Raw genomic sequence first — 18,578 nt, 5'->3', positions numbered from 1 at the left:
GCCGCCAGTGGCCGGGCCTGCGGGGCGCCGTACTGATCCCTCAGTGCGGCGCCCCGCGGATCAGGACGTCCGGCTTCCAGTCCTGGGCGAGGAGTCCGAGCAGCACGTCGTCCAGGAACTCGCCCATCACCCAGGCCGAGGAGCGCAGCACGCCCTCGCGGACGAAGCCGTTGCGCTCGGCGGCGCGCAGCATCGCGGCGTTGTCCGACAGCGTCTCGATGGCCAGCCGATGCAGGCCGCGCACGACGAAACCGTAGTGACACATCACCGCGACCACGTCGGTGCCGTAGCCCTTGCCGCGGGAGGACGGCCGCAGCCCCAGCCCGATGTGCGCGGACCGGTTGTGGTGGTCGATACCCCACAGCGTCACCGTGCCGACCAGCGTGCCGCCGTCCAGCTCCACGACGGAGAACGAGACGTGCCCTTGCTCCTTGTCGTCCACCACGAGCCGCGAGTCCTTCGAGCCGGGCGTGATCGGCCGCCACGGCCGGAGTTCGGACCGCGAGTAGTTGACCACGTCGTCGTGGAGCTCGGTCTGCAGGATCGGGATGTCGTCCTCGTGCCGGGCCCTGAGCCCGACCTTTCCGCCCCTCAGCATGCAAGGTTCCTATCCGACCGGGCGGGCCGGCGGCAAACCAATTGGACAGGGATTGACCTCAAGTGAGGTTCGGGTCGGAGGCTTCTTCGTGTGCCGCCGGCCATCGGGCAGCGCAGCACTTCACACGTTGGAGGAAGCCTCATGTCGAGCAGTGCCGTTCCGAACTCCGGCCCCGCTGTGCCCGCCGCACCCCCGGTCCACCGTCCCGGCCTCACCTGGTGGAAGGCGCTGGTCACCGGCGCGGTCGGCGCGGCCGTGGTCAATCTGACCGTTCTTGCCGTCGCCGAGCTGGCCGGTGCCTCGCTCATCGTCGTCGACGCAGGCGCATCGCACCCGATCACGGTCGGGGGCGTCATCGGCGCCTCGGTCGTCCCGCTGCTCGTCGGGACGGGCGCTGCCTTCCTACTGGCCCTGTGGAAGCCGGTCTTCCTGCGGATCGCGCAGTACGTCGGCGGTGGGCTGGCCCTGTTGTCGGTTGCCGGCCCGTTGTCGTCCGACGCCGACGGCGGCACCGTCGCAGCCCTGTCCCTCATGCACATCACCCTCGGCGTGGCGGTCGTCATCACCCTGAACCTCCACCGCCTCCACCCTGCGCGCGGGGTGAGTACGGGCGCACGTGCCGGTGAGTAGCCGGACGGACTGTGCCGGGCCTGAAGGTTTTGTTGGATCAGGGCATGAACACAGCCTCTGCGTTTGCGACTCCGCCGGACCAGGTGACGGCCTCGGGAAGGGACCGCTCCCGCTTCTGGGCCGGCCTGGCAGCCGCGCTGTTCCCCGGGGCCTGCCTGGCGGCAGGCATGCTGCTCCTGTCATCCGTGCAGGTGTCGGGTTGCATCACGCACGGGGTCCAGTGCACCAGGGGGCTGCCCGGGTGGCTGTTCCTCTGGAGCGCCGGCATCGGCGCCGTGGCGTTCGTCGTCGCCCTGGCCGCACCCGCCCTCGGGGTACGGCAGGCAGCGCTCACCACCCAGCTCCTCGCGGAATGCGCGGCGCTGCTGGTGATCCTCAGCTACTACGCCTGAGGCGCCGGCCGCGACCGCGAGGAGGCAGGACGCGGCAGAGCGGCCCGGGAGGCACGTCCCGGACCGCTCCATCAGGTCACGAGCGCAGCAGGCCAGCCCGATGCATCCGGGCGCGCCCTGCTCGTCGGATCAGATGACGCCCTGCGCCAGCATCGCGTCCGCGACCCGCTCGAAGCCGGCGATGTTCGCGCCGGTGACGTAGTCGCCCGGGGCGCCGTACCGCTCGGCGGTCTCGTGGGCGACGGCGTGGATCGAGTGCATGATGGCGGCGAGCTCGTCCTCCACCCGCTGCGCGCTCCAGGCCACCCGGCCGGCGTTCTGGCTCATCTCGAGGGCGCTGACCGCGACCCCGCCCGCGTTGGCGGCCTTGCCTGGCCCGAACGCGACCCCGGCCTCCTGCAGGATCCGTACCGCCTCGGGAGTCGTCGGCATGTTGGCGCCCTCGGAGACGGCCTTGACCCCGCCCCCGACGAGCGTACGGGCGTCCTGCGCGTCCAGTTCGTTCTGCGTGGCGGAGGGGAAGGCGACGTCCGCCGGTACCTCCCAGACCCGCCCCCCGGGCACGAACCGCGCCGAGGATCCGCGCCGCTCCGCGTACTCGCTCACACGCCCGCGCTCGACCTCCTTGACCTGCTTGAGCAGTGCGAGGTCGATGCCCTTGTCGTCGACGACGTAGCCCTGGGAGTCCGAGCAGGTCAGCGGGTTCGCGCCGAGCTGCTGGAGCTTCTCGATCGTGTACAGCGCGACGTTGCCGGAGCCGGAGACCACCGCGGTCAGCCCGTCCAGCGACTCGCCCCGGACCTTCAGCATCTCGGCCGCGAACAGCACACTGCCGTAGCCGGTCGCCTGCGGCCGGATGGCGGAGCCGCCCCAGCCCTGCCCCTTCCCCGTCAGGACGCCGGCCTCCCAGCGGTTGGTGATGCGCCGGTACTGCCCGAAGAGGTAGCCGATCTCGCGGCCGCCGACACCGATGTCCCCGGCGGGCACGTCGGTGTGCTCCCCGATGTGCCGGTGCAGCTCGGTCATGAAGGACTGGCAGAACCGCATGACCTCGGCATCCGACCTGCCGTGCGGGTCGAAGTCGCTGCCGCCCTTGCCGCCGCCGATCCCGAGGCCGGTCAGCGCGTTCTTGAAGATCTGCTCGAAGCCGAGGAACTTCACCACGCCGATGTCCACCGACGGGTGGAAGCGCAGGCCGCCCTTGTACGGGCCGAGCGCACTGTTGAACTCGACGCGGTAGCCGCGGTTGACGTGGACCCGGCCCCGGTCGTCCTGCCACGGGACGCGGAAGAGGATCTGCCGCTCGGGCTCGGTGAGCCGCTCCACCAGGGCCACGGCCGGGTCGGCGTACTCGGGCCGGGCGGTGAAGACGGGGGCCAGGGTCTCGAGGACCTCCCGTACGGCCTGGTGGAACTCGGGCTGCGCGGGGTTGCGGCGCTCGATCTCGGCCCGCAGTGCTTCCAGCCTGTCCTTCGAGTCCTTCACGTGTGTCCCTCCAGGGAGTGCGCGGTGCGCAGACGACGGCAGGTGCATGGTGCCCGCGGGTCCGCGAGTACCGGTCGATTTCGAGTGCAGCGCCCTCCGAACGCGCGCTTTCGGAAAGGGTTTTCCGGAGGGCGGCCCCTTTGCGGAGGCTACCGCGCACGGCGCTGTCCTGGGAAAAGCTTCTGTCCCGCGGACAAAAACGTCCCGCACGCCGGTGTGTGTCGGCCGGGTCGGACTCAGGGCGTCAGGGTTCGCCGACCGGGCGTCCCGGGCGTCGCCGAAGTCCCACGGGCGGACCACGGAACGGTCGCCGCCGGTGGACCGGACCGGGACGTCGACCTCGGACAGGAACGAGGTCAGGTACGGCTGCCGGCCCGCCCACCGGGCCCCGAACCACGGGCCGACGTCTTCGCGCAGCAGCGGCTCGGCCATCGCCCAGTCCGCCCGGGGCTGTTCCACCGCGGTCGCGGGCCGGGTCGGCCGCCGGGCTCAGTCGTCCGCCGGATGGACCACCTCGACGCCCTGGTCACGGAGCGCTTCGACCGCGGGGGAGTCCGCGGGGGCGTCCGTGATGACGAGGGCGACCTCCTCCATGGAGCAGATGCGGCCCAGTGCCGCACGGCCGATCTTGTCGGCGGTCGCGACGAGGATCACGCGCTGCGCCGAGGCGACCGCCGCCCGCTTCACCTGTACGTCTTCGAGGTTGTAGGCGGTGGCGCCCTGGACGGGGTCGACCCCGCAGCAGCCCAGGACGAACGTGTCGAAGCACAGGTCCTTGAAGGTCTGCACGGGTGCGTGGCCGTAGAAGGACAGCTCCTCGGGCCGCACCTGCCCGCCGGGCATCACCAGTTGGATCCCGGGGTGCCCGGACAGGGCGAAGGCCGCGTGCAGTGAGAGGGGTGCGACGGTGAACTGACGGTCCGACATGGCCTTCGCGACGGCGACAGCTGTCGTGCCCGTGTCCAGCGCGACGGTCTCGCCGTCGGTGAGGAGCGCGACCACGGCGCGCGCGAGCCGTTCCTTGGCCTGGGTTCCGGACATGGCCCGGATCGCGTAGGGGGGCTCGACGCCGCCCGGCAGGCTGCTCACGGCACCGCCGCGCACCCGGCGCAGTGCTCCCCGGGACTCCAGTACCTCCAGGTCCCGGCGGATGGTCATCTCGGACGCCCCGGTGGCCCGGGCCAGCTCGGCCACCGTCGCGCGGTTCTGCTGCATCAGCAGTCCCACGACGAACTTGTGCCTCTCCATCACGTTCATGTGTCTGCTTTTAGCACAGATGGGGCAGCAGGGAGCCTGATGAGCGTTCCGCACATCTTCACTGTTGAAATGAACATTCTCACTGTGTACTGTGATCGAAGTGATGTGAGTTTTCGGCCGTTGTGAACGTCAATCATGTTCATTCGGCCGTGACCGATGAGGAGAGCCGTGACCGCCACCTGTGAGGCCGATCTGTCAGAAGGGGGGAAGCCCCTCCTCACCACCCTCGCGATCGCGGCCTCGTGCCTGGCGTTCGTGGTGATCGGCGCCCTCCAGGCGCTCTACGGTCCGGCGATTCCGGCCCTGCGGGACGAGTACGGCATCAGTCCTGCCGTGGCCGGGCTGAGCCTCAGCGCGCACTTCGCCGGCGCCCTCCTCGGAGTGCTGATCTACCACCTCCTGCGGGGTCGCCTGACCAACCGGGTGCTGCTCGGCGGCTCCTACGTGCTGATGGCCGTCGGGGCGGCCGTCTTCGCCTTCTCCCCGAGCTGGGCCCTCGCCCTCGCCGGCACGTTCGTCATCGGCCTGGGCTTCGGCGGCATCGACTACGGCCTCAACCAGCTCTTCGCCGTCGGTTTCGGCCACCGCGGCACCGCCATGCTCAACCTGCTCAACGGCCACTTCGGCATCGGCGCGATCGCCGGCCCCGCCCTGATCGGCTGGCTCGGGGCGGACAGCTACCCGGAGATCTTCGTCGGCGCCGGCGTGATGAGCCTGCTGATCCTCGTCACTCTCGGCGGGGTGGCCGCCCGGGAGCCCGCCCCCGCCCCCGCGGAGGGTGTCTCGGCAGGCGGCGCCCGGGTGCTTCAGGTCATCGGGGTGTTCATCGGGGTCTACGTCCTGCACGTCGCCGTCGAGACCGGCGTCGGCGGCTGGGAGCCCACCCACCTCGAAGCCGTCGGATACGGCGCCGCCACCGCCGCGACAGCGACCTCCGCCTACTGGGCCGCCATGACCATCGGCCGGTTCGTCGCCGCGCCGATCAGCCTGCGCTGGTCCGCGCCGTCGATCCTCCTCGTCTGCTGCCTCGGCATGGCCGGCTTCCTCCTCCTGGCGACGGTCCCGGCCCTCGCCCCGTACGCGTACTTCGGCGTCGGCCTGATGATCGCGCCGATCTTCCCGACCTGTCTGCCCTGGCTGAACCGCGCCGTGCCCGGAGTGGCCGGCGCCGGCGCCTATGTGATCGCCGCCTCGATGATCGGCGGGGTGGCGTTCCCGCCCCTGCTGGGCGCCGTCATCGACGCGGTGGAGGTGAAGACGGTGCCGCTGCTGCTGTTCCTGCTCGCCGTCATCTGCGGCGTGCTGAGCCTGTGGCTGCGCCGCAACGCCCCCGACCCCGGCGGCGCACCCAGGCCGCGCGACCCCGCGCGTACGGACTCCGTCCCCACATCCTGAACCCGTAGAACGTGAGGAGCCGAAGGATGAAAGCCGTCCTCTTCGACTTGTTCGGTGTCATCGCGCGCGTCCAGTCGCCCGAGTCCGTGACCGTTCTGGAACGCACGGCCGGCGGCGACCCCGACCGCTTCTGGGCGGCGTACTGGTCACAGCGGCCCCGCTACGACCGAGGCGAGGTCACGGGGCCCGGCTACTGGCAAGCGGTCTGCGCACAACTGGACATCCCGTGCGACCGGAGGCTGACCGACGCCCTGACCGCCGCCGACCTCACCGGCTGGAGCGAGATCGACCAGCGCGCCGTGGACCTGCTCGGCCTCCTTGCCGACAGGGGAATCGTGCTCGGCCTCCTCTCCAACATTCCCGAGGACCTGGCCGTCCTGTACGAGGTCACCCAGCCGTGGCTGGAGCGGTTCGCGGTCCGCGGACTGTCCTGCCGGATCGGCAGCGCCAAGCCCGAGCCCGCCGCCTACGAGTGGTGCATCCGCGAGCTCGGACTGCCGCCGGAGGAGATCCTGTTCGTCGACGACCGGGCCGAGAACGTGCACGCCGCATGCCAACTGGGCTTTCAGGGTCATGTGTTCACCTCGCCCGAAGGGCTGCGGGACGCGCTGGAGGCGGCGTTGCCGAGGACTCCGGGCCGGAATTGACGCGGCGCGCGCTCCGCCATCTATAGTGAACGCTGTTCATGTGAACATCGTTCACTAAAGGTGGGATTCCCGAGAGGACACCCATGACCACTGACGTGATCGTCGTCGGGGCCGGACCGACCGGCCTGATGCTCGCCTGTGAGCTGGCCCTCGCAGGCGTCGCCACCCGCATCGTGGAGCGCCGCGACCGTGCGCAGCCCGATTCGCGGGCCCTGACCCTGCATCCGCGCAGCATCGAGCTGCTCGATCTGCGCGGGATCGCGCCACGGTTCCTCGCCCTCGGCAGGCCGATGCCCGGCTGGCACTTCGCCGGCCTGAACACCCGGCTGGACTTCAGCGCGCTCGACAGCCGCCACCCCTACACGCTGTTCCTGGCCCAGGCGCGCACGGAGGCCCTGCTGGAGGAGCGGGCCCGTGAGCTCGGGGTCGAGATCCTCCGCGGGCACACGGTCGCCGGCATGCGCCAGGACCCCGCCGGCGTCGAGGTCGACGTGTGCGGCCCGGGCGGCGAGGCCACGATGACGGCGGCGTACGTCGTCGGGTGCGACGGAGCGCGCAGCGTCGTCCGCACAGCGGCCGGAATCGAGTTCCCCGGTACCGACGAGACCCTCACCGGAATCCTCGGCGACTTCGAATCCGTCGACGCCGCGGATCCGGCCCTGCGCCGGGCCCAGGCGCACGGGGTGCTCGTGGCCCCGGTCGAGGACGGGGTCACCCGCCTGGTCCTCATCGACCCGGCCCGGATGCGGGTCCCGTCCCGAGAGCCCGTGACCCTGGAAGAATTCCGGGCCTCGCTGACCGGCCTCTGCGGTTCCGACGGCGGCATCGGCAGGCCTCGCTGGATGTCCCGCTTCGGCAACGCCACCCGGCTCGCCGCGCGTTACCGCTCGGGCCGGGTCCTGCTGGCCGGCGATGCCGCCCACATCCACTTCCCCGCCGGTGGCCAGGGCCTCAACACCGGACTCCAGGACGCCGTGAACCTGGGGTGGAAACTGGCAGCCGCCGTCCACGGCTGGGCACCGCCCGGACTGCTCGACACCTATGACGCCGAGCGGAGGCCCGTCGGCCGGGCCGTCACCGAGAACACCGAGATCCAGACCCTGCTGGCCGAACTGCCCTTGGTCGAGCAGTACGCGGGCCCCGCCGGCGCCCTGCGCACGCTCCTCGACGAACTCCTCACGATGCGGGACGTCAACCGCCACCTCGCCGACCGCGTCTCCGCCCTCCACACGGCCTACCCGACCGGTCCCGACACCGGTGCCCTGGCCGGCCGGCGCATGCCGGACATCGCACTGACGGCCGCCGGTTCGCATGCCACGCGCGTCTACGAACTCCTCCACGACGGCCGCTTCGTACTCCTGGACCTCATCCCGTCCGACGCCGAGCCCACCACCGCCCCGGCCGCGCGGGCGGAGCGCGTCCGCGCCGTCGTCGTGACCTCTCAGGGCCGCCACGCCGAACTGTCCGGCGTCACGGAGGTGTTGATACGGCCCGACGGCCACATTGCCTGGGCGGGCCGCAGCACCGACCCGCAACAGCGCCGGACCGAGCGAATCCGGGCACTCGCCGCCTGGGCCGGTGTCCAGGGGGAGAGCCGCGACAGCGCGTGAACGTCGTTCACTACAGTGAGCGGCATGAGTACTCCGCCCACCCCCACCGGATCGACGACCACAGGCCCGGGCGAGTCCGCCCGCACCGGACGCGGTCGGCCGCCGCGTCTCGACCGGACCCGAACGATCGAGACCGCCCTCGCGCTGCTCGACGAGGGCGGTCTCGACGCGCTGACCATGCGGCGGCTGGCCGATGCGATGGGGGTCCAGGCCGGGGCGCTCTACCGGTACTTCGCGACCAAGGAGGACCTGCTGACCGCGATGGCGGAGCGCATGACAGCGGATGCGTGCGCGCCGGCGCGGGTCGGTGCCGAAGCGGACTGGAGCGCACGCCTCTCGGACGTCGCAGGGTCCCTGCGGCTGGCGCTCCTCGCCCACCGCGACGGCGCGCGGGTCTTCGCCGGCACCCACTCCACGGGACCGAACACGCTCGGCTTCGCCGATGCCGGGATCGGCGTCCTGCGCGATGCCGGATTCGACGGACCCGCAGCGGCGCGGGCGCTCATGGCCGTCGTGAACTTCACGGTCGGGCACACCCTGGAGGAACAGGCCGCGCTGCATCCTGACGGTCCCGGCCCGGCGGACCCGGACCGCTTGCGTGATGCGGTGACGGCGGGAGGCTACCCGCATCTCGCGGCCACTCTGCCGACACTGACCAGCCCGGACTTCGCCGCCCACTTCGCATTCGGCCTCAAGGCGCTCGTGGCGGGCCTGAAAGTGCTGCGCTAGGCACGGCCCTTGCCAGTCAGATAGTTAGCTGCCATATTATCGGCATGACGAGGAACGAGGCCGACGGCGAGCTGCCCACTCTGGAACAGGCGCGGTGGCAGGTCGAGCACTACGGCCTGGCCGCCGATCCGCAGGCGGTGCTGGTCGCGGTGCGGCTGATCTCCGCCGGCGCGAGGGTGGGGCGGGCGGCCGAGGCGCACTTCGCCAGGTTCGGCCTGTCGACGGGTCGCTACCGCCTGCTCGCCGACCTCGAAGCCCACGGCGGGGAGAAGTCGCCTTCGCGTCTTGCGGCCGACCTCGACGTCTCCAGGGCGACGGTGACCGGTCTGCTGGACGGTCTCGAGCGCGAGGGCCTGATCGCCCGGCGCCCGTCGGCGGAGGACGGCCGGGGCACGGTGGCCATCCTGACGGCGCGTGGTGCGCAGCGTCTGCGCGACCTGGCGCCCGAGCATTTCGGGCGGCTGGAGGCGATGGTGGGCGGGCTCTCCGTCGAGGAGCGCACGGTGTTCCTCGATCTGCTCGCCCGTGTGGTGCGCGGCAGCGCGGCCTTGGCCGCCGACTGATCCGGCTCGCGGCCGGTGTGGCCCCGCCCCCTGGGCAGGGCCTTTTTTGCGAGCCAATAGTTAGCCAGCTAATTACATACCTCATGCGAACGAGAAGAGCCCAGCATGCCTGCAGTGAACGACAGAACCGGCCGGAGCCGGGCGATCCCCCGGCCCTTCATCCTGTGGCGCGAGGTGCTGACCGCCTACGCCGCCCCCGCGCTCACGGCCGGTACCGCTGGAGTCGTCACCGGGCAGCGGGACCTGGCCGTGGCCGCCTGCACCTCCATCGCCGGCACCTCCGCCCTGGTGGCGTTCCTGGTGGGCGCCTGGCTGCGGCACGGCGGGCGGCCCCGACGATGGACCCTCGCCCTCCCGAGCGCCGCCGTGGCCGTCGTACTGGTCGCCGTCGCCACCGGCGCGGCGGCCCTGCTGGGATGGTTCGCCGCCCAGTGGCCGCTCGCCCACACCCTCATTCCCGCGACCGCCTGGCTGGAGCGCCTGCGCATCGACCTGCCCGTCTCCGCGGCCCTCGCCACCACCATCGTCACCCTGCGCTGGCGAAGCACCACCGCGTCACCGCGGTCGTGCGCCAGTCAACCCACCAGGAAGTAGGACACCCGATGATCGTCGTCATGGGAGCGACGGGAGCAACCGGCAACGCCCTGCTCCACAGCCTCCTCGCGCTCGGCGCACCCCTCCGAGCGCTGACCCGCACCCCGCACAAGCCGATCCCCGGCGTCGCCGGGGCGCACCGCCCAACCCCGGAGGTCCGGTACGCCGACGCCACGGATCCCCACTCGCTGCACACCGCCTTCGAGGGCGCGAGTCAGCTCTTCCTCGCCATGGCCAACAGCCCCGCACAAGCCGAACTCGAAACCCGCGTCATCGACATCGCCGCCGACAGCGGCGTCGAACACATCGTCAAGGTCTCCGCACCCGCCGCCGAACCCGACTCCCCGGTCGCCGTCTCCCGCGGACACCATGCGGTGGAGGAACACCTGCGCACGCTCGGGATGAAGCACACCATCCTGCATCCCTACGCGTTCATGCAGAACCTCCTGCGCCTGGCGCCGGCCGTCGCCCAGGGCGCCCTCCTCGGCGCGATGGGGGAGGCGCCCTGCAACTACGTCGACTGCCGCGACATCGGCGATGTCGCCGCCGCCGCGCTCACCAGGCCCGGCATCGCCGGCGGCACCTACACCCTGAGCGGACCGGAAGCCGTTTCCCACCCCGAACTCGCGCGACGGCTCGCCGTATTGACCGGCCATCGGGTCCGGTACGTGAACCTCACCCCGGACGAGCTGCGCGACGACCTCATCCACCGTGCCCACATGCCCGCCTGGCTCGCCGACCATGTGACGGAGATCCAGCAACTCGCCATCGCCCGGCCCGAAACCCCCACCGGCACCGTCTCCCACATCCTCGGCCGCCCGCCCCGTACCCTCGACGCCTTCCTCCACGAACACCGCGACCACTTCCGCCGGTAGGCCAACGGGCCGGCCCGACCCGACAGGCTCCACGATCACGCGCGCCACTGTCGAGGTGAGGCCGCCATGGCGGGGACGGCGTGCCCCGTGCCCCCGCCATGGCTTCAGTGGCCCCGAACCGGCTCTGGTCGCTCAGCGCACGCGCTCGATGCGTGCCCGTCGGATCAGGTTCTTGCCCGGCTCCCGCACTTTGTCGAAGGCTGCGTTGTTGAGCAGGACGCAGCTGCCCGACGGGCCGTTCACCGTGACCGTCGTGGCCTGGCCGTTGTCGAGGTTCGTGACCTTCAGCTTCGTTCCCACCGGGAAGGTCCCGCTGGTTGCGGCCGGGGCACCCGCCTCGCCCGACAACGTCACCGTCGACCCCGAACACACCACCTCACCGGTGGCCGGCGGTGCCTGCCCGCCCGCCGCTCCGGAGGGGCCCGCCGCTCCGGACGGGCCCGTCGCACCGGACGGACCCTTCGCACCGGCGGGTGCCCCGCCGCCACCCACGCGCTCGATGCGTGCCCGTCGGATCAGGTTCTTGCCCGGCTCCCGTACCTGGTCGAAGGCCGCGTTGTTGAGCAGGACGCAGCTGCCCGACGGGCCGTTCACCGTGACCGTCGTGGCCTGGCCGTTGTCGAGGTTCGTGACCTTCAGCTTCGTTCCCACCGGGAACGTTCCGCTGGTTGCGGCCGGGGCACCCGCCTCGCCCGACAACGTGACCGTCGACCCCGGACACACGACGTCGGGGACGGAGGCATTTCCGGTCGCCACCGTGGCGATGACCCCTCCGGTCACCAGGGTTCCCGTGGTGACAGAGAGCACGAGCTTCTTCGTAAAACTCATAGTCCGTTTCCGGGACATTGACACTCCTCAAATCCGATGGACGCTGTCCCCCGCGTCCTGCATACGCCCGCCGTCACGGGCGAGTTCATTCCTTGTCGCGGCATTACAAATCCAGCGGTGAGGAGGTTCCTGGATGCTGCGCGGCCGGGCCGCGGTGGCTTCGGGGCTCACGCGGAACCTTCAAGGCACAGGTGGAAGCCCCGCTGCTGCTGCTGATCGACGCGTGCAGCGCTCGCGTCGATCAGCAGGAGCAGCGGGGAGAGGTGAGGACCAACAGGATGCCTTAAGGCTCAGTTGATCCGCCCTTAATGCTCAACAGTTGTCCCGCCACGGTGTGCCGCGGCGTCGGTCCCGTCCTCCTCGAGGAAGTCCGCCAGAGCCATCGCGAACAGGAACACGAGTGCGATGCCGACGATGACCCAGCCGGTCGGGTAGCTCCACAGGATGAGGGTCAGCACGGCAGCGGCGACCAGGATCCAGGTGATCCAGCCGCGGTGGCGGTGGACGAACGGGCCCACCGGGCCGGTGCGCATGCCCGCGTGGTCCGCCGTGGAGCGGACGGCGCCGATACACGAGTTCCACGCCTGCCGTACGGCCGTGGCCCAGCGGCCGGGGCCGGTCAGCCAGGCGGCCAGCGCGATCACCACGCCGAGCGTCACGGCCATCCGGACGGTCGTACGGAGGTAGTGGGTCAGGGCGTCGAAGACGCTTCCGGCCGCGGGCTGCGAGACGGTGTCCGGAAGCGCGTTCAGGTAGACGACGCGGAAGACGGTCAGACCGACGCCGAGCATGAGCGTGGCGAAGGCGAAGGCGAGTGCAGCCGTCACGAGAACGCGGCGGCGGTGGCGGGAGAGGAGCACGCCGGCGGCGATCAGCAGCACCGAGAGCACCGGAAGCCAGTTGCCGGCGATCTGCAGAAGGCGGAAGTAGGTCTTGACCTTGCCGATGTTGTCCGAGCGCAGGACGGTGAAGTCGGTGTGCACCTCTGGGATCTTCGCGGCCACCGTCATTCCTTCGTCGACGAGGCGCTGTTTCACCTGATCGACGACCGGACCCAGATCGACGGTCACCGAGTCGTTGTTGATCTTCACCGCGCCCCCACCGCTGCCCGTGAGGGCCTTCTCCACCGCGGTGTGGATGCGGCGGTTGGCCTCGGTCCAGATCCGCTCGAAGGTGTCGGAGGCGATGATGTCCTCCGCCTTGTCGTGCACGAAGCTGCGTACCGCGTTCTCCAGTGAGTCGCCGAGCTTGCCGAGGGCCTTCTCCAGGAGCGGCCGGTCGGCGGGCGCCACGCCTTCCAGCAGGGCCGGGAGGTCGAGGTGTTCCATCACCGCGTTGGTGACCCGGTTGGCCGCCGCCGCCTGGATGTCCGGGTCGGACGCGAGCGGGGCGACCGTCTGCACGTAGCGGTCCGTGTCGCCGACCACGCTCGACGCCCACGCCGAGACGGCTGCGAGCGGGGCGAGCACACAGCCGATGACGATGAGCAGGGCGGCGAAGAACGACTTCCACCGGTGATGGGGCGCCCGGGCCGCCTTGGTCGCTTCCAGCACTGCCACCCGTGTACGCAAATGCTCGAGTTCCGAGCGCTCTGCGTCCGTGCCGGGCTTGCGTGTGGGCTCCCCGCCGGGGGCGGTGGCACCTTCGTCCGTCATGACGCGTCCTCTCCTGCCCGTGAGGGTTCACCCTTCAGAGGACGTCACGGAGCGGGCGGACGCGATCCTTGCGCGTCCGCCCGAGTGAACGGGCGGGCGAGTGGACGGCTCATCGGGAGGGGTCGCTCCGGGGAGGCCGTCCACCGCCGATGCCCTGCCGGTCGGACGTCTGCGCGCCGGCGCGGCGGGCGGGGTCGGTGAACTCCCGCCGGACGGATTCCTCGAGGAGGGCGAGCTCCGCGCGTACCGCCGGCAGGCGCTCGGCCGGCAGGGTTTCGAGGAGGTCCTCCAGCAGCGCCCGCAGCCGCCTGCACACCTGGAGGGACGTGGCCCCGTACTCACGGATCTCGGTGACGCCGAGCTGCAGGTAGTTCTCCCAGCCGCGGCCCTGCACCACCAGCCGCGGTCGGCCCTCGCCGTCGGCGAGCACGTACCGGCCGCGGAGCCGGGCCCGGCCGACCACGTGCAGGAACGTGTCGATGTGGTTGAGGACCTGTACGGCGGTCGTGGGGTCGTTCACGGCGGGGGAGAGGGCGCGGACGGCGATGTCGACGAGGATGCGCAGGGCGAAGGCGGGATCCTGCTCGATGGTGCGCTCGGTCCCGAGGGCGACGAACCCGGTCACCCGCCGTGGATCGGGCGCCCCCGCGGAGCCGTGGGCCTCGACGAGGGTGGTGCCGGGCGGTACGAAGTCGCCGACCTGGTGGGCGAGGACGAGGAGGCAGTCGTGGCGGACGGCGGTGGCGATCAGCCCCGCCGCATCGAACGCCTGGATGACCCCGCCCCGTTCGGACCGGATGAGGGTCGGCGGGCCGGCGGGCGGCAGGGGAGCCTCGTCGCGTGCCGAGGAGCGGTGGATGCGTTCCGTCGCGCGGATGAGCACCTTCTCTCCCAAGCGCCCCACCAGGTCGGCGATGGCCACGGGCCGGAGGTTGTGGGTGAACCGGTTGAGATAGATCAGCAGGAGCATGAGGCTGATGGAGACGGCCACACCGGACAGGGTCACACCCAGGTCGGGGACGGCGTTCGACTCGATCTTGCGCAGCAGCGAGAAGGCGTACGCGAACGTTCCGGTGAACGTGGCCAGCACTGCCTTCTGCAGCCGGTCGCGGTACCACAGGCGCATGTAGCGCGGGGACAGCGTTCCCGTGGCCTGCTGGACGACGAGTACGCCGATGGTCACGACGAACCCCAGCAGCGCGACCATGGACCCGACGACGGAACTGAGCACGCTGCTCGCCGTCGTCGCGGAGTACTTCCAGGTGTCCGGCAGCCAGCCGGGTCCGTCCACGCCGGCGGCCCATTCGGCCACCACCGCCCCCAGCACCAGGCCGATCAGAGGGATGATCCACAGGCTCGCCTTGGCGTACTGCCGCAACCGGAAGCGCGCCGCCCACGACATCATCGCCGGCTCACGTGCCGGCTCACGTCCCGGCTCACGTGCCGACCACACCGGAGGCCACTGCGGGGCGTTTCCGGAGGCGGCGCAAGGTTCGACAGCACGGGCAGCCTCCGGATCCGGCGGTGCGACGCGGCCTGAACATCCCGTTCGTGACTTCCATGCTAAGGGCGATTCCCGGCGGATGCAGAGGCGGCCGGCTCGCCGGGCTCGCCGCGAATTCCGCGCTTAACCTGACGGGGTGGCGTCGAAAGGGGTCCTCCCATGGCTGATTACCCGCTGATCGAAAACCACGGCCTGATCGGTGATCTCCAGACCGCGGCACTGGTGACCACGGAAGGAACGATCGACTGGTTCTGCTGCCCGCGGTTCGATTCGCCCAGCGTGTTCGGAGCCCTTCTCGACTGGGACAAGGGCGGGCACTTCACGGTCAGGCCCACGGACGAGACGTACACCACGAAGCAGTTGTACCTGCCGGACACCGCGATCCTCGTGACACGGTTCATGACCGAGACCGGTGCCGGCGAGGTGGTCGACTTCATGCCGGTGACCGGAACGACGGCCACGGACCGCCACTGCCTGGTCCGCATGCTCCGGTGCGTCCGCGGCAGCATGACGTTCCGGATCGACATCGCCCCACGGTTCGACTACGGCCGCAAGCCCCACACCCTGCACGTCACCGAGAACGGGGCGGTGTTCGCCTCGGAGGACCTGGAACTCACCCTCAGCGTGGTGCGGGAGCCGGAGGACGAACGGGTGGTGCACACCGTCACCGGCGACCGCGACCTTCGCGTCACGCTTCCGCTCGAGGCCGGACAACAGCGGGGTCTGGTCATGGAGTCGGCCGCGGAGGGGCCGCCGCGCGAGATCCGTGTCGCCGAGTTCCAGGAACTCTTCGCCGACACCCGGCAGTACTGGCGTTCGTGGCTCCACCAGTCCCGGTACGCGGGCCGATGGCGCGAGATGGTGGAGCGCTCCGCCATCACGCTGAAGCTGATGACGTACGCACCCAGCGGAGCCCTGGTGGCAGCCCCCACGGCAGGTCTGCCCGAGCAGTTGGGCGGCGAGCGCAACTGGGACTACCGGTTCACCTGGATCCGTGACGCGTCCTTCTCCGTTTACGCCCTGCTGGGACTGGGGTTCACCGATGAGGCGAGGGCGTTCATCGGCTGGCTGGGCGACCGGGTGAAGGAGAAGGCCGGCAGCGACACCGACACGGGACCGCTGAACATCATGTACCGGGTGGACGGGTCCTCCGATCTCTACGAAGAGACCCTGGACCACTGGGAGGGATACCAGGGATCCGCCCCGGTGCGCATAGGCAACGGCGCGGCGACCCAGCTGCAGCTGGACATCTACGGCGAGGCACTCGACAGCATCTCCTTCGCCCACCAGCACGGCATCCACCTGGACATCCACGGCTGGACATCGCTGCGCACCCTGCTGGACTGGCTCGTGGACCACTGGGACCAGGCCGGCGAGGGGCTGTGGGAGACCCGCGGCGGGCGCAAGCACTTCACCTACGGCCGGGTGATGTCATGGGTCGCGTTCGACCGCGCGCTGCGGCTGGCGGTCGCCCACGGCCGGCCGGCCGAGAGCGGCCGCTGGGCCGCCGAACGCGACAACATCTACGAGCAGATCCTGGCGAAGGGCTGGGACCCGGGCCGCAGGGCATTCGTCCAGCACTACGGCAGCGATGTGCTCGACTCCTCGCTGCTGCGGATGCCGACGGTCGGGTTCATCACCCCCGACGACCCGATGTGGACGTCCACCCTGGACGCGATGGACCGGGAGCTGGTCACCGACAGCCTGGTCTACCGCTACAACCCCGAGGCCTCGCCCGACGGTCTGCGCGGCTCCGAGGGAACCTTCTCCCTGTGCACCTTCATGTACGTCGACGCCCTGGCGCGGGCCGGCCGGGCCGATCAGGCCAGGCTCGTGCTCGAAAAGATGATGACGTACGCCAACCACCTGGGCCTGTACTCCGAGGAGATCGCCCTGACGGGCCGCCAGCTCGGCAACTTCCCCCAGGCCTTCACCCATCTCGCGCTCATCGACGCGGCCATCACGCTGGACGAGACCCTGAACCGCACGGGGCAGGGCGCCCGCTAGACCGGCGGCTGGGCCGCTGGCTGGGCCGGCGGCACGGGGCCGAGCAGAACGACGAGGCCGCCCTCGCGCGGGGTGACGGCCCCCGTCTCGTCGACCGGGTCCAGCCGGCCGTCGGCGCTGACCACGAACAGCGTTTCGTGTCCCGGCGGGACCGGGTCGGAGGCGGGCCGCACCAGGAACCGGGCGCCCTGTTCGTACCGTGCCGCCAGGACGTGCCGGACGAGTGAGCCGCCGAAGAGGACGGCGCCGCCCGTGTACGGCGCGACCACGCCGTGGCTCTCGTGGGGCGGCCCCACCCGGTAGACGGGGCCCTCGACGTTGTCCTCGACCACCACCGAGGCGAGCGCGTTGAAGTCGTCGTCATCGGTGAGCAGGAAGACGGCGTTGACCCCCTCCAGCCGCGCCCGGGGGTTGGTGGCCGTCGCCAGCAGGTCTCCCCTGGCCAGTTTGATTCCGGCGTCCTTGATCCGTTCGCGTTCCTCGCCCAGTCCCGCCCACATCTGTACGTCGAGCCCCGCCGACCGCAGGGCCCCGGCCAGCGCGATCGCCCACGGAGCTCCGCCCACGAGCAGGGGCCGGGTGAGGTCCGGCCGGGCGACGCCGAGCCGCCGGGCCACCGGCCCCGCGGTCAGGGCGTACAGCACGACCGTCGAGACGATCACGAGGAAGGTGATGGGAAGGACCTTGGAGGCGCCGCGCAGTCCCAGCTGGACGAGGCTCGCGGCGAAGGCCGCCGCGGTGGAGGCCGCGACGATGCCGCGCGGAGCCATCCATCCCGCGAACGCCCGTTCCCCCATGGTCATGTCCTTGCCCATGGTGGCGACGAAGGCCACGAGCGGCCGTACCACGAGGACCAGGAGCGCGACGAGGGCGAGGGTCGGAAGGAGTACGGGGGTCAGGGAGGCCGGGGTGACGCTGGCCGAGATCGAGATGAACAGCAGCCCGATGATCAGCTGGACCAGTGTCTCGAAGAAGGGCCGGCGGGCGGGCATGTCGAAGCCCCGGACGTTGGCCGCGGCCATGCCGGTGACGATCGCGGCGATGAGCCCGGTGTCGTCCCGGACGATGTCGCAGCCTGCCGACACGGCGATCACCGTGGCCAGTTGCGCCAGGGTGCCGAGCGTCTCGCCGAGCCGGAGCACGCGCAGGGTCAGCCACAGCAGCGCGACCCCCACGGCGCCGCCGACGAGGCCGACGGCCATGCTGATGAGGAACTGGCCGATCTGGTAGCCGCGGCCGATGTCGATCTGGTGCGTCGTGTCGATGGCGTGGAAGACGAGTGCTCCGAGGATGGCGCCGATCGGGTCGGTCAGCGTTCCTTCCCAGATCAGCAGGCGCCGCACCTTGTCCGTCGGCCGCACGTACTGGAGCAGGGGCCCCACGACGGTGGGCCCCGACACGACGAGGATCATGCCGACCATCGAGGCCACCCTGAGCGACATGCCGAACAGGGCCGGGCCGACGGCGCAGACGGCCAGGAAGGTGAAGGCCACCCCGAAGAGGAGCAGCCTGCCCACGATCCCGCGGGTGTGTCCGGTGAGGTTGCGCAGGTCGAGGCCGAGACCGGCGTCGTAGAGGATCACGGCCACGGACAGGGAAACCAGGGCGGAGAAGTCCTCCCCGATCAGCTGGTCCGGGTGAACGACGTCGGTCAGGGCGCCCGCGGCGAACCCGACGGGCAGCAGCAGGATCAGGGCGGGGACGCGCAGCTTTCCGGCCAGGATCTGGCAGGCGGCGGCCAGGGCCACGACCAGGGCGATGCCGAGGAGGATGTCGTCCTCGCTCACAGCGGTCTCCTTCCTCGCCGCA

The 18,578-nt window shown here is 70.9% G+C and carries 17 protein-coding genes; 10 read left to right on the top strand and 7 right to left on the bottom strand.

Going from position 1 to position 18,578, the window contains the following annotated elements; translation table 11 throughout:
* Nucleotides 1-40: 40 nt before the first annotated feature.
* Complete coding sequence (locus tag RIU97_RS04395) at nucleotides 41-598, bottom strand: GNAT family N-acetyltransferase (protein WP_404953438.1); 558 nt, start codon at nucleotides 596-598, stop codon at nucleotides 41-43.
* A 141-nt stretch (nucleotides 599-739) separates the two neighbouring features.
* Between RIU97_RS04395 and RIU97_RS04390 the strand changes: the two genes are divergently transcribed.
* Both RIU97_RS04390 and RIU97_RS04385 read left to right on the top strand, forming a co-directional pair.
* Entirely contained in the window at nucleotides 740-1,228 is a 489-nt protein-coding gene (locus RIU97_RS04390) for a DUF6069 family protein (protein WP_404953437.1), read from the top strand.
* A gap of 44 nt (nucleotides 1,229-1,272) precedes the next feature.
* Nucleotides 1,273-1,620, top strand: coding sequence for a hypothetical protein (locus RIU97_RS04385; protein WP_404953436.1), 348 nt, complete (start codon nucleotides 1,273-1,275; stop codon nucleotides 1,618-1,620).
* 129 nt (nucleotides 1,621-1,749) lie between these two features.
* On the opposite strand, the gene gdhA is transcribed toward RIU97_RS04385, so the two are convergent.
* Nucleotides 1,750-3,153, bottom strand: coding sequence for an NADP-specific glutamate dehydrogenase (gene gdhA, locus RIU97_RS04380; protein ID WP_404953435.1), 1,404 nt, complete (start codon nucleotides 3,151-3,153; stop codon nucleotides 1,750-1,752).
* A gap of 441 nt (nucleotides 3,154-3,594) precedes the next feature.
* Nucleotides 3,595-4,362: a DeoR/GlpR family DNA-binding transcription regulator gene (locus tag RIU97_RS04375; RefSeq protein WP_404953434.1), complete on the bottom strand. Its 768-nt coding sequence runs from the start codon at nucleotides 4,360-4,362 to the stop codon at nucleotides 3,595-3,597.
* Nucleotides 4,363-4,530: 168 nt separating this feature from the next.
* Between RIU97_RS04375 and RIU97_RS04370 the strand changes: the two genes are divergently transcribed.
* From RIU97_RS04370 to RIU97_RS04340, 7 genes are all read left to right on the top strand, one after another.
* Nucleotides 4,531-5,757, top strand: coding sequence for an MFS transporter (locus RIU97_RS04370; RefSeq protein ID WP_404953433.1), 1,227 nt, complete (start codon nucleotides 4,531-4,533; stop codon nucleotides 5,755-5,757).
* 26 nt (nucleotides 5,758-5,783) lie between these two features.
* Complete coding sequence (locus RIU97_RS04365; protein ID WP_404953432.1) at nucleotides 5,784-6,404, top strand: HAD family hydrolase; 621 nt, start codon at nucleotides 5,784-5,786, stop codon at nucleotides 6,402-6,404.
* An 83-nt stretch (nucleotides 6,405-6,487) separates the two neighbouring features.
* A complete protein-coding gene (locus RIU97_RS04360; RefSeq protein WP_404953431.1) occupies nucleotides 6,488-8,014 on the top strand; it encodes a monooxygenase in 1,527 nt (508 codons plus the stop codon).
* Nucleotides 8,015-8,038: 24 nt separating this feature from the next.
* Entirely contained in the window at nucleotides 8,039-8,743 is a 705-nt protein-coding gene (locus RIU97_RS04355; RefSeq protein WP_404953430.1) for a TetR/AcrR family transcriptional regulator, read from the top strand.
* A gap of 44 nt (nucleotides 8,744-8,787) precedes the next feature.
* The gene (locus RIU97_RS04350) at nucleotides 8,788-9,306 is read left to right on the top strand and encodes a MarR family winged helix-turn-helix transcriptional regulator (RefSeq protein WP_404953429.1); all 519 of its coding nucleotides are present in this window, start codon (nucleotides 8,788-8,790) and stop codon (nucleotides 9,304-9,306) included.
* Between the two features lie 105 nt (nucleotides 9,307-9,411).
* The gene (locus RIU97_RS04345) at nucleotides 9,412-9,900 is read left to right on the top strand and encodes a hypothetical protein (protein ID WP_404953428.1); all 489 of its coding nucleotides are present in this window, start codon (nucleotides 9,412-9,414) and stop codon (nucleotides 9,898-9,900) included.
* A 20-nt stretch (nucleotides 9,901-9,920) separates the two neighbouring features.
* Entirely contained in the window at nucleotides 9,921-10,775 is an 855-nt protein-coding gene (locus tag RIU97_RS04340) for an NmrA family NAD(P)-binding protein (RefSeq protein WP_404953427.1), read from the top strand.
* Between the two features lie 132 nt (nucleotides 10,776-10,907).
* Here the strand turns inward: RIU97_RS04340 and RIU97_RS04335 are convergent, their stop codons facing one another.
* From RIU97_RS04335 to RIU97_RS04325, 3 genes are all read right to left on the bottom strand, one after another.
* Nucleotides 10,908-11,582, bottom strand: coding sequence for a hypothetical protein (locus RIU97_RS04335; RefSeq protein ID WP_404953426.1), 675 nt, complete (start codon nucleotides 11,580-11,582; stop codon nucleotides 10,908-10,910).
* A gap of 326 nt (nucleotides 11,583-11,908) precedes the next feature.
* Nucleotides 11,909-13,258 (bottom strand): hypothetical protein, encoded by a 1,350-nt coding sequence (locus RIU97_RS04330; protein ID WP_404953425.1) that lies wholly within the window; start codon nucleotides 13,256-13,258, stop codon nucleotides 11,909-11,911.
* 109 nt (nucleotides 13,259-13,367) lie between these two features.
* Nucleotides 13,368-14,663: a DUF2254 domain-containing protein gene (locus tag RIU97_RS04325; protein WP_404953424.1), complete on the bottom strand. Its 1,296-nt coding sequence runs from the start codon at nucleotides 14,661-14,663 to the stop codon at nucleotides 13,368-13,370.
* Nucleotides 14,664-14,921: 258 nt separating this feature from the next.
* Here RIU97_RS04325 and RIU97_RS04320 point away from each other — a divergent pair, with 258 nt between their 5' ends.
* Nucleotides 14,922-16,769, top strand: coding sequence for a glycoside hydrolase family 15 protein (locus RIU97_RS04320; RefSeq protein WP_404953423.1), 1,848 nt, complete (start codon nucleotides 14,922-14,924; stop codon nucleotides 16,767-16,769).
* Here the strand turns inward: RIU97_RS04320 and RIU97_RS04315 are convergent.
* Nucleotides 16,766-18,556 (bottom strand): cation:proton antiporter, encoded by a 1,791-nt coding sequence (locus RIU97_RS04315; protein ID WP_404953422.1) that lies wholly within the window; start codon nucleotides 18,554-18,556, stop codon nucleotides 16,766-16,768. The two genes, RIU97_RS04320 and RIU97_RS04315, sit on opposite strands and share 4 nt — an antisense overlap.
* Between the last annotated feature and the right edge of the window lie 22 nt (nucleotides 18,557-18,578).

The sequence above is a fragment of the Streptomyces sp. 147326 genome, from assembly GCF_045000215.1.
Taxonomy (GTDB): Bacteria; Actinomycetota; Actinomycetes; order Streptomycetales; family Streptomycetaceae; genus Streptomyces.
The sequence above is the reverse complement of the archived record's forward strand: the minus strand, read 5'-3'. Positions and strand labels throughout refer to the sequence as shown.

Coding starts and splice junctions, on each gene's coding strand:
- RIU97_RS04390 (WP_404953437.1), top strand. CDS start 740: ATGTCGAGCAGTGCCGTTCCGAACTCCGGCCCCGCTGTGCCCGCCGCA.
- RIU97_RS04360 (WP_404953431.1), top strand. CDS start 6,488: ATGACCACTGACGTGATCGTCGTCGGGGCCGGACCGACCGGCCTGATG.
- RIU97_RS04350 (WP_404953429.1), top strand. CDS start 8,788: ATGACGAGGAACGAGGCCGACGGCGAGCTGCCCACTCTGGAACAGGCG.
- RIU97_RS04395 (WP_404953438.1), bottom strand. CDS start 598: ATGCTGAGGGGCGGAAAGGTCGGGCTCAGGGCCCGGCACGAGGACGAC.
- RIU97_RS04345 (WP_404953428.1), top strand. CDS start 9,412: ATGCCTGCAGTGAACGACAGAACCGGCCGGAGCCGGGCGATCCCCCGG.
- RIU97_RS04325 (WP_404953424.1), bottom strand. CDS start 14,663: ATGATGTCGTGGGCGGCGCGCTTCCGGTTGCGGCAGTACGCCAAGGCG.
- RIU97_RS04355 (WP_404953430.1), top strand. CDS start 8,039: ATGAGTACTCCGCCCACCCCCACCGGATCGACGACCACAGGCCCGGGC.
- RIU97_RS04320 (WP_404953423.1), top strand. CDS start 14,922: ATGGCTGATTACCCGCTGATCGAAAACCACGGCCTGATCGGTGATCTC.
- RIU97_RS04375 (WP_404953434.1), bottom strand. CDS start 4,362: ATGAACGTGATGGAGAGGCACAAGTTCGTCGTGGGACTGCTGATGCAG.
- gdhA (WP_404953435.1), bottom strand. CDS start 3,153: ATGCACCTGCCGTCGTCTGCGCACCGCGCACTCCCTGGAGGGACACAC.
- RIU97_RS04340 (WP_404953427.1), top strand. CDS start 9,921: ATGGGAGCGACGGGAGCAACCGGCAACGCCCTGCTCCACAGCCTCCTC.
- RIU97_RS04330 (WP_404953425.1), bottom strand. CDS start 13,258: ATGACGGACGAAGGTGCCACCGCCCCCGGCGGGGAGCCCACACGCAAG.
- RIU97_RS04385 (WP_404953436.1), top strand. CDS start 1,273: ATGAACACAGCCTCTGCGTTTGCGACTCCGCCGGACCAGGTGACGGCC.
- RIU97_RS04365 (WP_404953432.1), top strand. CDS start 5,784: ATGAAAGCCGTCCTCTTCGACTTGTTCGGTGTCATCGCGCGCGTCCAG.